The sequence below is a fragment of the Atopomonas sediminilitoris genome (assembly GCF_022601735.1).
Taxonomy (GTDB): domain Bacteria; phylum Pseudomonadota; class Gammaproteobacteria; order Pseudomonadales; family Pseudomonadaceae; genus Atopomonas; species Atopomonas sediminilitoris.
This window is the reverse complement of record NZ_JAKUMM010000002.1, coordinates 402,894-417,174: the sequence shown is the minus strand read 5'-3', so window position 1 is coordinate 417,174 and position 14,281 is coordinate 402,894. Positions and strand designations below refer to the sequence as shown.

The 14,281-nt window shown below is 58.6% G+C and carries 8 protein-coding genes and 1 tRNA gene; all 9 read left to right on the top strand.

The window, feature by feature from the left end; translation table 11 throughout:
- Positions 1-130: 130 nt before the first annotated feature.
- The 9 genes from rpsU to MKI83_RS04385 all read left to right on the top strand — a co-directional run bounded on the left by rpsU (position 131) and on the right by MKI83_RS04385 (position 14,140).
- The gene (gene rpsU, locus MKI83_RS04425) at positions 131-346 is read left to right on the top strand and encodes a 30S ribosomal protein S21 (protein WP_241583627.1); all 216 of its coding nucleotides are present in this window, start codon (positions 131-133) and stop codon (positions 344-346) included.
- Between the two features lie 171 nt (positions 347-517).
- Positions 518-2,428: a DNA primase gene (dnaG, locus tag MKI83_RS04420; RefSeq protein ID WP_241583626.1), complete on the top strand. Its 1,911-nt coding sequence runs from the start codon at positions 518-520 to the stop codon at positions 2,426-2,428.
- Between the two features lie 77 nt (positions 2,429-2,505).
- The gene (rpoD, locus tag MKI83_RS04415) at positions 2,506-4,350 is read left to right on the top strand and encodes an RNA polymerase sigma factor RpoD (protein WP_241583625.1); all 1,845 of its coding nucleotides are present in this window, start codon (positions 2,506-2,508) and stop codon (positions 4,348-4,350) included.
- A 91-nt stretch (positions 4,351-4,441) separates the two neighbouring features.
- Positions 4,442-8,206: an EAL domain-containing protein gene (locus tag MKI83_RS04410; RefSeq protein WP_241583624.1), complete on the top strand. Its 3,765-nt coding sequence runs from the start codon at positions 4,442-4,444 to the stop codon at positions 8,204-8,206.
- A 16-nt stretch (positions 8,207-8,222) separates the two neighbouring features.
- Positions 8,223-8,299 (top strand) — tRNA-Ile (locus MKI83_RS04405).
- 134 nt (positions 8,300-8,433) lie between these two features.
- Positions 8,434-9,045, top strand: coding sequence for a hypothetical protein (locus tag MKI83_RS04400; RefSeq protein ID WP_241583623.1), 612 nt, complete (start codon positions 8,434-8,436; stop codon positions 9,043-9,045).
- An 18-nt stretch (positions 9,046-9,063) separates the two neighbouring features.
- The gene (locus MKI83_RS04395) at positions 9,064-9,693 is read left to right on the top strand and encodes a CHAP domain-containing protein (protein WP_241583622.1); all 630 of its coding nucleotides are present in this window, start codon (positions 9,064-9,066) and stop codon (positions 9,691-9,693) included.
- A 183-nt stretch (positions 9,694-9,876) separates the two neighbouring features.
- Positions 9,877-13,320 carry a class I SAM-dependent DNA methyltransferase gene (locus MKI83_RS04390; protein WP_241583684.1) on the top strand — a complete coding sequence of 1,148 codons (3,444 nt, stop codon included), beginning with the start codon at positions 9,877-9,879 and terminating at the stop codon, positions 13,318-13,320.
- A 25-nt stretch (positions 13,321-13,345) separates the two neighbouring features.
- Complete coding sequence (locus MKI83_RS04385; protein ID WP_241583621.1) at positions 13,346-14,140, top strand: DUF3037 domain-containing protein; 795 nt, start codon at positions 13,346-13,348, stop codon at positions 14,138-14,140.
- Positions 14,141-14,281 lie beyond the last annotated feature (141 nt).

Genomic DNA, 14,281 nt, shown 5'->3' with positions numbered 1-14,281 from the left:
TTGATACGCACACACCCTTTGCATTGCGCGACAAGTGGCGGTAATATCCGCACCCCTTGAATTCCGTTGCCGAACGAATGCTTTGGTAACTCAAAAATTAGGCAACACACTTTTTAAAGGTACGATCTGGATGCCATTCGTCAAACTGAAAGAGAACGAACCCTTCGACGTGGCCCTGCGTCGTTTCAAGCGCTCTTGCGAAAAAGCCGGTGTTCTGGCTGAAGTTCGCCGTCGTGAGTTCTATGAGAAGCCCACTACTGAGCGCAAGCGCAAGGCAGCCGCTGCCGTTAAGCGTCATGCGAAGAAAGTTTCTCGCGAAACCCGTCGTCGCGAGCGTCTGTACTGAGTTGACTGGCCGGCTCACGCCGCCACCTCAGCACTGCTTGCGCGACAACGCCTCTGGCGTTCGCGATCTCGTAAAACGCAACCCGCGACATCAGTCGATTACGGGTTGCGTTTTGCGTTTATCGCACACCACTACTCCACCCGACTTTTTTGCCGGAACCGCTAACACCCCATGGCTGGCTTGATTCCGCAACGCTTCGTGGATGATTTGCTCGACCGCATTGACATTGTCGAAGTGGTGGGCTCGCGCATCCAGCTAAAAAAAGCCGGCAAGAACTACAGCGCCCGCTGCCCGTTCCACAACGAAAAAACACCGTCATTTAGCGTCAGCCCAGACAAACAGTTCTACTACTGCTTCGGCTGCGGTGCCGGCGGTAATGCGCTGAGCTTTTTGATGGAGCACGACCACCTGCCTTTTCCCGAGGCCGTGGAAGATCTCGCCCGCCGCGCCGGCCTTGAAGTTGTCCGTGAAGACACCCGCCCAGGCCAACCACAGCAACGCCGCGAGCCAAAAGACTCACCGCTGTACCCACTGCTCGAAGCCGCCAACCAGTTCTACAAGCAAGCCCTGCGCAACCACCCCGCCAGAAGCAAAGCCGTGGAATACCTCAAGAAGCGCGGCCTGAGCGGCGAAATCGCCCGCGACTTCGGCGTAGGTTTTGCCCCGCCCGGCTGGGACAACCTCGGCCAACACCTGGGCGGTGACAGCTTGCAGCAAAAAGCCCTGATTGATGCGGGGCTCGTGGTCGAAAACCCCGACAGCGGCCGCCGCTATGACCGCTTTCGCGACCGCATCATCTTCCCCATTCGTGACAGCCGCGGCCGCGTGATTGCCTTTGGCGGTCGCGTATTGGGCGACGACAAACCCAAGTACCTCAACTCGCCTGAGACCCCCGTCTTCCATAAAGGCCAAGAACTCTACGGCCTGTTCGAAGCACGCCAGCACAATCGCCAACTCAATGAGCTGATCGTGGTGGAAGGCTATATGGACGTCATCGCCCTCGCCCAACAAGGCATCCGCAACGGCGTCGCCACCCTCGGCACCGCCACCAGCGAAGAACACCTCAAGCGCATGTTCCGCCTCGTGCCGCAGATACTGTTCTGCTTTGACGGCGACAAAGCTGGCCGCGCCGCCGCCTGGCGCGCTTTAGAGTCCGCCCTTCCCACCTTGGAAGACGGGCGCAAAGTGCGTTTTTTGTTTTTGCCTGAAGGTGAAGACCCCGACACCCTGATCCGCGCCGAAGGCCTCGACGCCTTTCAAGCGCGCATCGTGCAACACGCCATGCCGCTGGCTGACTACTTCTTTCAGCAACTCAGCCACGAAGCCGACCCCAAAAGCCTGGAAGGCAAAGCACACTTCGCCACGCTCGCCGCGCCACTGCTGGCCAAAGTGCCGGGCGAAAAACTGCGCAGCCTGATGCTCAAACGCGTCAGCGAACTGACCGGCCTCGACAGCGCCAGCTTAGCAATCGCCGCCCCCGCCGCCAGCGAGCACGACTACCCCGGCGACTACTTCAACAACCAAGAAGACAGCGGCCCGCCGCCTTACGCCGACGCCAGCGCGCACATCGCCAACACCGATAAGCCGCGCAAACCGTGGAACAGCGATAAGTTTGGCAAAAAAAACTGGCGCAAAGACCCGCCACCACGCGTAGCCGTTGCGGTAGAGCCGCCTCTGCTGGGCGCGTTACGCTGCTTGCTGCTCCACCCAGAACTGGCGCAAGAGGCCGGCGACACCCAAGCCCTAACGAGCGGCGAAGACAGCTATTCACAACTGCTGGCCGCCCTCCTAGAGTCGCTGCGCAAGCACCCCGAACAAACCACTGTGCACCTGCTGGCACGCTGGCACGGCACCGAACAAGGCAAGCTACTGAGCGCCCTCGCCCAGCGCGAATGGCTGATCAATGGCGACAACCAGCGCCAACAGTTTCTCGATAGCTTGCAACACTTGCTGCAACAACAACGCGATAAACGCATCGCGCAACTGCTGCAGCAATCACGTGAAAATGGCCTAAGTGACGCGCACAAAGACGAACTGCGTCTACTCTTAAGTCGCAAAAGCCAGCCGCCCCCCGAGGCGTGACTGGCAATTCACCCACGCTTGGCGATATAATGGCCAGCTTGTTTCTTCACCCTTGACTTGCCTCGCAAAGGGTCGACATGTCCGTAAAAGCTCAACAATCCCGTCTCAAAGAACTCATTAGTCGTGGCCGCGAACAAGGCTATCTGACCTATGCCGAAGTGAACGATCACCTGCCGGACGATATTTCCGATCCGGAACAGGTCGAAGACATCATTCGCATGATCAACGACATGGGGATCACTGTTTACGAAAACACGCCCGATGCCGACACCCTGCTGATGGCCGAGTCCGACACGGACGAATCCGCCGCAGAAGAAGCTGCCGCCGCCCTGGCCGCTGTCGAAACCGAAGCCGGTCGCACCACTGACCCCGTGCGCATGTACATGCGCGAGATGGGCACCGTGGAACTGCTGACCCGCGAAGGCGAAATCGTGATCGCCAAGCGCATCGAAGAAGGTATCCGCGAGGTCATGTGCTCTATTGCCATGTTCCCCGGCACCATCGAGGGCGTACTGGCCGAATTCAATCGCCTGCTTGAAGAAGGCGGTCGCCTGACCGACCTGTTCATCGGCTACATCGATCCCGATGATGGCGAGCCCAGCGCCGCCAGCAGCGACGACGACAGCGCCAGCAAAGACGACGACAGCGACGACAGCGATGACGACGATGACGACGACAGCGATGATGATGACGATGACAGCGGCACTGACGGGCCAGACCCTGAAGAAGCCAAGCTGCGCTTCGGTGCGGTCGCCGAACAACTGGCTGCGGTGCAAAAGCTGCTGAAAAAGCACAAGCGCGACTCAGCCAAGTTCATCGAAGCTCAAGAGCTGCTCGGCACCTTATTCATGCCGATCAAGCTGGCGCCTAAGCAGTACGAAGCTCTGATTGCTTTCGTGCGCGGCTCACTCAATCGCATTCGCGAGCAAGAGCGCGCCATCATGCAGCTGTGCGTGCGTGATGCCCGCATGCCGCGCGGTGATTTCCTTGGCAGCTTCCCCGGCAACGAAACCGATCTGAAGTGGGTCGACGGCGTGCTCAAAGGCAAGCCCAAGTACGCCGAGGCGTTAAGCGCTCGCCGTGACGAAATAGTCCGCTGCCAGCAACGTCTGCTCGAAATGCAAGATGAAGCCACGCTGACCATCGCGCAGATCAAAGACATCAACCGCCGCATGTCGATTGGCGAAGCCAAAGCCTTGCGCGCGAAGAAGGAAATGGTTGAGGCCAACCTGCGCTTGGTGATCTCGATTGCCAAGAAGTACACCAACCGCGGCCTGCAGTTCCTCGATTTGATTCAGGAAGGCAACATCGGCCTGATGAAGGCGGTGGACAAGTTCGAATACCGTCGCGGTTACAAGTTCTCAACGTATGCCACGTGGTGGATTCGTCAGGCGATTACCCGCTCAATTGCCGACCAAGCCCGCACCATTCGTATTCCAGTGCACATGATCGAAACGATCAACAAGCTCAACCGTATTTCCCGCCAAATGCTGCAGGAAATGGGTCGCGAGCCGACACCGGAAGAGTTGGGCGAGCGCATGGAAATGCCTGAGGACAAAATCCGCAAGGTATTGAAGATCGCTAAAGAGCCGATCTCCATGGAAACCCCGATCGGCGACGACGAAGACTCGCATCTGGGTGACTTCATCGAAGACAGCACCATGCAGCTGCCGATCGATGTCGCCACCATTGAGAGCCTCAAAGAAGCGACTCGCGATGTTCTCGGCGGCCTAACCGCGCGCGAAGCCAAAGTGCTGCGCATGCGTTTTGGCATCGACATGAATACCGACCACACCCTTGAGGAGGTTGGTAAGCAGTTCGATGTGACGCGTGAGCGTATCCGCCAGATTGAAGCCAAGGCCCTGCGCAAGCTGCGCCATCCTTCGCGCTCCGATCACCTGCGCTCATTCCTCGACGAATAAGCTCAGCCGCTGCAACAAAAAACGCCCAGTTTCGACTGGGCGTTTTGCTGTGCGGGCGACTAGACTCCAAGCATTAGATAAGGAGTGACTGATGCGTTTCTGGCAATCACTTTGCCTCAATCTGGCGTCAAGTCTGGGCTTGGTTCTTCTACTGCACGCCAACCCCGCCGCCGCACAAGAGCCCCCTGTATTCACTGCAGCCGAGCGTCAATGGCTACAGCAAAACCCTGTCTGGCAAGTAGCCAGCGACCCCTACTGGCCACCCTTTGAGTACGTTGAACAAGGCCAGCATCTGGGCTTAGCGGCCGACTACCTACGGCATGCCGCCACCCAAGTCGGTGCCACTATTAATTTGGTTCCCAGCAACAACTGGAGCCATACGCTGCAGCTAGCCAGAGACAACCGCGTGCAAGTACTGGCCGGCATTGTGCGCAGCGCCGAGCGCGAGCAATACCTGAGCTTTAGCCAGCCTTATATTGAATACCCCGTAATTATTTTGAGCCGCCAACAAGGCCCGCAACCGCACAACCTTAAGGCCCTAGCAAAACTCAAAGTTGGGGTGATTCGCGATTACATGCCCCACGAGCGTCTTGCCGCGATTAAACCCGCGCTCAACCTTTACCCCTTTGCGGATGTCGGTAGCCTACTGAGCGCACTCGCTCTGGGACAAATTGATGCTGCGGTGAACGACTTGGCCTCCAGCAATTGGGCGCTGCATCACTTAGGCCTCAGCAACATTCAACGCAGCGGACAACTGAGCTGGCGCTACTCACTCAGCATGGCCACGCCCAAGAACAGCCTGCTGCCGGGCATCCTTAACAAAATTTTTAGCCAGATGCCGGCCGACACCCACGAAGCGCTGCAAGAGCCATGGCTCGGTGCACGCCTGGCCGAAGACAGCCTGTGGCAACAACGCACACTCTTCGCGTTACTCGCGCTACTGGGCATATTGATCGTGGCGCTGTATTTATGGCGGAACAATCGACGGTTATATCGCGACGCCCAACAACGTCAGGCCATGGCCCATGTCATCAGCCACAACATGCAGCAATACCAAGCACTGGTCGAAGGCCTGTCTGCCATATCGTGGGAAATGGAACTGCCTAGCTGGAAGTTTCGCTATGTCTCCCCGCAGGCTGAAGCCCTGCTCGGCTTCGAAACCAGCGCATGGCTGCAAACGGGCTTCTGGGAAAGCCGCCTACACCCCGATGACGCCAGCCGCGTACTGCAAGAAACCCGTAACCGCACCCAAGCCGGTCTCGCCCACACGCTGGAATATCGCCTGCTCGACCACAAGGGCCACCCCTGCTGGGTGCATGAAATCACCACCGTCATACAAGAAGGCCAGCAGAGCCTGCGCCGCGGCTTACTGATCAACATCCACGCCAGTCGCAGTGCCGACATCGCTAGACAAACCTCCCAAGCGCGGTTTGCCGCCGTGTTTGAGCATTGCCCCGACATGCTGGTCGTGTGCCGCCGCAATGATGGGCGCGTATTAATGGCCAACCCTGCGCTTGAACAGCGTCTCGGCTGGAATATGCGCGAACTAATCGAAAAAACCCCAGGCGAACTGGGTCTCTGGGGCGAGCCTGAAACCGGCTTGAAAATCCTCAAACTGATCGAGCAACAGCAAACCATCAACAACTTAGAGACCCACCTCATCACGCGCCAAGGTGAGCGTGTGGATGTATTGATCTCCGCCAGCCCTCTGGATCTGCCTGATACCGACGCACAACTCACTGTCGTGATGCGCGATGTCACCGTGCTGCGACATGTCGAGCGCGACATCCAGCTCTCGCAAGAAATGTTCTCCAAAGCCTTTCACAGCAGCCCCGATGGCTTAGTCCTCACGCGCCTGCGCGACGGGCAGATTCTCGAAGTTAACCAGGGTTTTGAGCGCATCACCGGCATCACCATTGACGATGCCAAACGCAGCAGCACCTTAGCGCTGAATCTGTGGGCCAACCCCAGCGACCGCCAAGCCATGCTAGCCCAGTTGCAACAAGAGGGCTCGGTGACCGACTTCGAAACGTCCATCCAACACCTCAGCGGCGACCTGCGCGCCTGCTTACTTTCGGCGCGCCAAATCACCATCAACGGCGACGCCTGCATGCTCACCATCGCCCGCGACGTCACAGCCCAACGCCAGCTCGAGGACGAACTACGCCAAGCCGCCACTGTGTTTGCCAGCACCATGGAAGCCGTCTTGGTGACCGACACCCAGCGCCGCATCACCCAAGTCAATCAAGCCTTCACCCGCATCACCGGCTATAGCCGCGAAGAAGCGCTCGGCAAAAACCCAAGGCTACTGTCCTCAGGCCGCCACACCAGCGAGTTTTATGAGCAACTGTGGCAACACATTGCCGACCAAGGGCAGTGGCAAGGCGAGCTATGGAATCGGCGCAAGTCCGGCGAAGAATACCCGCAATGGCTCAACATCAGCGCTGTGCGTGACACCCATGGCGCGCTCAGCCATTACGTCGCAGTGTTCAGCGACATCACCCCATTGAAGCAAGCCGAGCAACGGCTTGAGTTTCTCGCCCAGCACGACCCGCTGACGCAACTACCCAACCGCCTACTGCTTGAGCAGCGCATGCAGCAAGCCCTGCGCAACGCCCAAGGCACACCGCTAGGCGGCGCCGTGCTGTTCCTCGACTTGGACCGCTTCAAGCACATCAATGACAGCCTCGGTCACCCCGTCGGCGACCTCCTCCTGCGCGCCGTCGCTGAACGACTGCAGCAACAGCTAGAAGACGACGACACCCTTGCCCGCCTAGGCGGCGATGAATTTATCATTCTGCTGCCGCGCCGGCGCACCAGCCAAGACGCCGAACACGCCGCGCGCAAACTGCTGAACTGCTTCAACCAGCCATTACGCGCCGATGAACACGAGTTTTTTCTCCACGCCAGCATTGGCATCAGCCTGTACCCTCAAGACAGCAACAACGTCGCCGAGCTGATCAGCCACGCCGACGCCGCCATGTACCGCGCCAAGCGCCAAGGCCGCAATCGTTTTGCTTTCTACAGCAAGGAGCTAACCGAGCAAGCCCTGCGTCGCGTACAACTCGAACATCAACTCCATCACGCGCTGCAGAACAATCAGTTTGAGCTGTACTACCAAGCCAAAACTCGCCTTAGCGATGGCCAGCTGTGCGGCGCAGAAGCACTAATCCGCTGGAACCACGCAGAAAAAGGCCTCATCAGCCCGCTGGACTTCATCCCGCTGGCCGAAGAAAGCGGCTTGATTCTCCCCATCAGCGACTGGGTCATGGAGCAAGCCAGCCGACAACTCGCCCTATGGCATCGTGCCTACGGCCACTTTGGCCCACTGGCCATCAACCTAGCTGGCGCACAACTGCAACAGCCAGGCTTGGTCGAGCAAATTCGCAGCCTACTCGACAGCTACCAAATCCCAGCTGATCAGCTTGAGCTGGAGATCTCCGAGGGCTTCATCATGCAGCAGGCCGACGACACACTCGACACGCTGCAACAACTAAAAACCCTCGGCGTGCAGCTAGCGCTGGATGACTTTGGCACCGGCCACTCCTCCTTGCGCTACCTCAAACAGCTACCGCTGGACACCCTTAAAATCGACAAAGCCTTCATTCAAGGCCTACCCCACGACCAACACGACGTCGCCATTACCCGCGCCATACTCGCGCTGGGCCTCAACCTCGACCTCACTGTGGTCGCCGAAGGCGTTGAAACACATCAGCAAGAACAATTCTTACGTAACGAAGGCTGCCAACTCAGCCAAGGCTTTCTGATCAGCCATCCAATCCCTGCCGCCCAATTTGCCGAACAGTTCCTTAAGCAACACAACACCCTTGGCACTCGCGCAAAGCCCTCCGTATAATCCCCGCTCCTTCTGGGGGCCTATAGCTCAGTTGGTTAGAGCAGAGGACTCATAATCCTTTGGTCCACGGTTCGAGTCCGTGTGGGCCCACCACCTTTAAAGCCGCGCACTGCGCGGCTTTGTGCTTTCTGGCGCATTTATGCGCACAGCCAAACAGTGACCGCAAGCACACCAACGGCACACCTTCGCATGCACAATGTTGAGCCTCAGGCACAAGGACGTCAGCCATGCACAATCCAACAGTGAATCATCGCCCTGCATTTCTGCTAGGCAGCATTGCCCTAGCCGCAAGCCTCATGACGGGGCTCTACTTAAATGCACAGGAAGGCGAAATGGCCAAGAAAATTATGATGTATTACGGCGGCTTCGAGGTTGAGGAGATGTTCGACGCCAGCCAATGGTTTACCCAAGGCATATACCAGCCACGCAACATTGAGGCCGATGGCAGTGCCAGCAACGTCACCATGCTGCGCCGCCAGCTTAAGCCCTTTAGCGCCGAACAATTGGCCGAGCTGCCGTATGTGCTTAACGAGGCGTTTTACCTCACCGAACATGACGACATCGACACCAGTGCGGTCATCCAAAACCCACCACAACTCAGCCACCGCATCCGCTACACCTACAGCGCGTTTGCCGAGCCGAATAAGCCCGAAGACTATTACTACCTCTATCTCGAATTAGAAGGCCGCAAGTTCGCCGTGCTTTTCTCCCGCGATGCGCTTACCGGTGGCAACCTCACCGGCAAAAACGCCTCTGAAGTGCGTGGCGATTACGCCGCGCAAGCCGCACACCGCCAAGCTTTTAGTGAAATTGCCGAGCACGAGCGCAAGGCGCGTTAAGCGCAGGCGGCCTAACCCATGACTAAACGCCGACTCGCCCTGCTGATTGCCGGCCTACTGCCAGTGCTTGCGCTGGCGAGCTATGCGGCAATCACACGCATCAACCTCAACCCGCGCCATACCGTCGGCGAACAGCTCGACGCCCTAAACGGCGTAGCGATTTACTACAACGGCGGGGTCAACACCGTGCAGGGCCGCCACCTGAGTAAAGACGGCTACAACCTAGGCCTGCGCTACCAGTGCGTAGAGTTCGTTAAGCGCTACTACTTCGAGCGCCACAACCACCGCATGCCTGACACCTACGGCCACGCCAAAGACTTCTTCGACCCGCGCCTTAACGAGGGCGAGCTGAACACCCAACGTGCCATGCTGCAGTTTCACAACGGCGGCAGCACAGCGCCGCAAGCGGATGACTTATTGGTATTTGGCCCATCGCTGCTCAACCGCTATGGCCACGTCGCGGTGATCGCCAGTGTGGGCGCCACAAGCCTAGAGATTGCCCAACAGAACCCTGGCCCCTTCGGCAACGCCCGCGAAAACTTAGCGCTTACCCAACAAGCCGGCCGCTGGACGATTCAAGCGCCCGAAGTCTTAGGTTGGCTACGCTTACCGCCAGCCGAAACAACCGCAGAGCCCGGCAACTTATAGCCACAGCGCACCACACTAGGCATGCCTAAGAAAATAAATCAGTCCCTTTTTCAGTCCTTTTTTCGTTTTCGCTCCCTTTTTCGCTCCAAACTGCACTCAACTACGCAGTTTTGCGATGCCATACCCTAGACCTGACCTCTCCGTTAGAATCCCAGCTTTTCTAGTTGTCGGAGCAATACCGTGATGGAACACTTGGACACCTTCCTCGCTCGTTGGAAAGACGCTGGCGGCACCGAGCGCGCCAACTACCAGTTGTTCCTCACCGAGCTGTGCAGCCTCCTTGGCCTGCCACTGCCAGAGCCTGCCGGCGACGACACCCGCGACAACGCCTATGTGTTTGAGCGCCGCGTAGTCATCAACCAGCCTGACGGCAGCAGCAACAATGGCTTTATTGACCTCTACAAGCGCGGCAGCTTCGTGCTGGAGGCCAAGCAAACCGGCAAGACCCTAGACAGCTCCGGCTGGGACAAGGCCATGCTCAAGGCCCACAACCAGGCCGACCAGTACGCCCGCGCTCTGCCCGCCGAAGAAGGCCGCCCGCCGTTCATCCTGGTGGTGGACGTGGGCCGTAACATCGAGCTGTATGCCGAGTTCAGCCGCTCCGGCGCCACCTACACGCCCTACCCAGATTCACGCAGCCACCGCATCCGCCTTGAAGACCTGCGCAAAGAAGACGTGCGCGAGCGCCTTAGTGCCGTTTGGCTTGACCCACTCAGCCTCGACCCGGCACGCCGCTCGGCCAAGGTCACCCGCGAAATTGCCGATCAGTTGGCCAAACTGGCGAAGTCCCTGGAGGCCGCTGGTCACTCACCACAGCTGGTTTCCAGCTTCCTGATGCGCGCCCTGTTCACCATGTTTGCCGAGGACGTTGGCCTACTGCCCGAGCGTGGTTTTACCGAACTGCTGCAGCGCCTGAAGAACAAGCCCGACACCTTTGCGCCGATGCTCGAACACCTCTGGCAAACCATGAACAGCGGCGGGTTCTCGCCGATTCTGGAAAGCACCGTGCTCAAGTTCAACGGCGGCCTGTTCGCCGAGGCGTCGGCCATCGCCCTCGACCGCGATCAGATGGAGCTGCTGCTAAAGGCCTCCGAGGCTGACTGGCGCCATGTGGAACCGGCCATCTTCGGCACCCTGCTGGAGCGTGCGCTGAACCCGCGCGAGCGCCATAAGCTGGGCGCGCATTACACCCCTCGCGCCTACGTTGAACGCCTGGTGCTGCCTACCGTGATCGAGCCACTGCGCGCCGAGTGGAAGGAAGTACAGGCGGCAGCACTGACCTACGAAAGCCTGGGCAAGCACAAGGAAGCCATTGCAGAAGTGAAAGCCTTCCAGCGCCACCTGTGCGACGTACGCGTACTCGACCCGGCCTGCGGCAGCGGCAACTTCCTTTACGTCACCCTGGAGCACATGAAGCGCCTCGAAGGCGAGGTGCTCAACCTGCTGGGCGATTTGGGCCAAACCGGCATGCTGGACACCGAAGGCCTTACCGTCGACCCACATCAGTTCCTCGGCATGGAGATCAACCCGCGCGCCGCCCGTATCGCCGAAATGGTGCTGTGGATCGGCTACCTGCAATGGCACTTCCGCACCCACGGCAAGGTCAACCCGCCCGAGCCGGTGCTGCGTGACTTCCACAATATCGAACACCGCGATGCACTGATTGCCTATGACGCCGTGGAGCTACTGCGCGACGAAACCGGCAAACCCATCACCAGCTGGGACGGCATCACCACCAAGACCAGCCCGATTACCGACGAACAGGTGCCGGATGAGTCGGCGCAAGTGGAGCAGTACATCTATCGCAACCCACGCAAGGCCGAGTGGCCGCAGGCGGATTACATCGTGGGCAATCCGCCGTTTATAGGTAACAAGCGCATGCGGACGGCGCTGGGCGACGGCTATGTCGATGCCGTGCGCGGCACTTGGCCGGAGGTACCTGAGTCGGCGGACTTCGTTATGTACTGGTGGCATATCGCTGCTGAAACGACACGCGCCGGGCAGGCAAAACGCTTTGGCTTTATCACTACAAACAGCATCAAGCAGACCTTCAATCGTCGCATCCTTGAGGCTCAAATCAGCGCCAAGAAACCGCTAAGCCTTGCATATGCCATTCCCGATCACCCCTGGGTTGACGCCGGGGACGGCGCCGCTGTGCGCATAGCGATGACCGTCGGCACCGCGGAATCACTGACTGGCTGCCTCTCGACCGTAGTCCGAGAGGAGGCTTCTGAGCAGGAAAGCGATGTCATCGACGCTCAGCTCGTACAGATGCAAGGAGCCATTTCCGCCGACCTGAGCGTCGGAGCTAAGGTCTCAGCTGCCCAGCCTCTGAAGGCCTCTGCCGGCACGTGTTTCCAGGGTGTAAAGCTCGTAGGAGATGGCTTCCGCCTGACTCCCGAGACACGCAGCAAACTACTGAATGATGGAGCTGACGCAGCTGTTATCCGCGAGTACTGGACAGGTAGTGATCTGACAAAAGTCCGGCAACCCGAATGGGTAATCGACTTCTTTGGCCTGGAGCAACAGGATGCAGAGTGCATGCATCCTTTGCTTTATCAGCGCTTGTTAACCGAAGTGAAGCCATTTCGCGACCATGTAAATCGCAAAGCTCACCGAGAGCGCTGGTGGCTGTTTGGTGAAGCTCGCCCAGGCATGCGTGCCGCACTGTCCAATACCTCATCGTTTATTGCCACCTCGGAAGTGGCCAAGCATCGTCTATTCGTACTACTAGATTCATGCACAGCACTAGCTGACGGCTCTTTGATGGCAATTGCGCTTGATTCACCGCTGTTCTTCGGCGTGCTCAGCAGCCGCCTGCATGCTCTATGGGCCTTTGCTGCTGGGGGAACACTTGAGGATCGTGCTCGCTATACAAAGAACCACTGCTTCGAAACCTTCCCCTTCCCAGATGCCACACACGCCCAGCAGGCGCGAATCTACGAACTGGCCGAACGCTTGGACGCACACCGCAAACGCCAGCAGGCCCAGCACCCAGGGCTCACCCTAACCGGCATGTATAACGTGCTGGAAAAGCTGCGTGCCGGCGAGCAGCTGAACGCCAAAGACAAGACCATCCACGAACAGGGCCTGGTCTCCTTGCTGCGCGAACTGCACGATGAACTAGATCGTGCTGTCTTCGCCGCCTATGGCTGGAGTGATTTGGCCGAGCAACTGGCTGGTAAGCCAGGCGCTACCACACCGCTACCGGATAAGTCCGAAGCCCAGGCAGAAGCAGAAGAAGAGTTGCTGTGCCGCCTTGTCGCGCTGAACAGCGAACGCGCTGCAGAGGAAGCCCGTGGTCATATCCGCTGGCTGCGCCCCGAGTACCAGAACCCGAGCGCCGCCGTCGCGCCGGAGCAAAGCGAAGCCGAGCTAGACGACACAACGGATTTCGAATCCATCCCGGCCGCCGCAGCCGCCACCGGCAAGCTCACCTGGCCCAAGCAAATGCGCGAACAGGTCGCTGCCGTACGCCATGCGCTCGGCCAAAGCCCACTACCCGCCGACGCACTCGCCGCCCAGTTCAAACGCTCACCCAAGGTCGCTGTTCAGGCCGTACTGGATGCCCTGGAAGAGCTGGGCATGGTGCAACAGGACGCAGACCAGTATCGTCTGGCCAGCTGATGCAGGGGGCTAACAGCACACCCATATGAGCGACGCCTGCATCTACTGCATCGTGCGCTTTGCGCCTTTTGTCGAAACTGATGAGTTTGCCAATGCCGGCATCGTTCTCTCGGCCCCGGCCAGCAGGCGCATGGAGTACAGGCTGGCCAGTGAGAACTTGGAAAGGGTTAACCATTTCTTCGGCTGCGCCCCAGTTTTCGCCAAGGCCCTGGAAATAGCCCAGAACGAGCTGGATGCTGTGCGAGCGATGACGACAGAAGCACAAGAGAGCCAAATCGTTAACCACTTCCGCTTCCTGACCGAGCCCAAGGAGTCGCTGATTCGCTTCAGCCCCATGCGCTCGATCCTGGTGGAAAACTTTGACGCGACGCTTGATGAGCTGTTTGGCCGCTATATCGACCGCCAAGGCATGGCGCGTGATCGTCGAGAGGAAGTCATGGTGCGTGAAATTCGCACCCTGTTCACGGAAGCCTCTATCCGCAGCTTCCGTGATGACACCCTGACCGGTGACCTGACCAAGCTGCACCTACCCTTGGTTCATCGCAGTGAGGTTGTGGCCGCCATCAAGCCCTTAGCTTTTGATCAGGCCGAACCGAGCGCGATCCTCGACCACTGCGATCAGTGGCTGATGAAGTTCGTGCGTGCAGAACGGGAAGGGGTTATTCAGCTGAAAAACGTGCTCATAGCAGAGAACGATTCGCCCCGCCACCGCAAAGCGGTGCAGATAGCCAAGGACAGCATCCAGGAACGCGGCCTGCAACTGGTCGATTATCAGGCCACCCAGAAAATCGCAGCCTTTGCAAAAGCCTATGTGCAGTGAAAGGCCATAACTTGCATGCTCAGCACTAGGCTCGGAAAACCCGTGCCTAAAATCAGTCCCCTTTTCTCTTTTCTTCCTTTTCTGCCTGTCAACTGTCAGATAAATACCATCTCCATACAGCGTGGGGCGGGTTACGCCTAT

What these genes read in the sequence shown, in the direction of transcription:
- rpsU (WP_241583627.1), top strand. Translation starts at nt 131, where the DNA reads ATGCCATTCGTCAAACTGAAAGAGAACGAACCCTTCGACGTGGCCCTG.
- dnaG (WP_241583626.1), top strand. Translation starts at nt 518, where the DNA reads ATGGCTGGCTTGATTCCGCAACGCTTCGTGGATGATTTGCTCGACCGC.
- rpoD (WP_241583625.1), top strand. Translation starts at nt 2,506, where the DNA reads ATGTCCGTAAAAGCTCAACAATCCCGTCTCAAAGAACTCATTAGTCGT.
- MKI83_RS04410 (WP_241583624.1), top strand. Translation starts at nt 4,442, where the DNA reads ATGCGTTTCTGGCAATCACTTTGCCTCAATCTGGCGTCAAGTCTGGGC.
- MKI83_RS04400 (WP_241583623.1), top strand. Translation starts at nt 8,434, where the DNA reads ATGCACAATCCAACAGTGAATCATCGCCCTGCATTTCTGCTAGGCAGC.
- MKI83_RS04395 (WP_241583622.1), top strand. Translation starts at nt 9,064, where the DNA reads ATGACTAAACGCCGACTCGCCCTGCTGATTGCCGGCCTACTGCCAGTG.
- MKI83_RS04390 (WP_241583684.1), top strand. Translation starts at nt 9,877, where the DNA reads ATGGAACACTTGGACACCTTCCTCGCTCGTTGGAAAGACGCTGGCGGC.
- MKI83_RS04385 (WP_241583621.1), top strand. Translation starts at nt 13,346, where the DNA reads ATGAGCGACGCCTGCATCTACTGCATCGTGCGCTTTGCGCCTTTTGTC.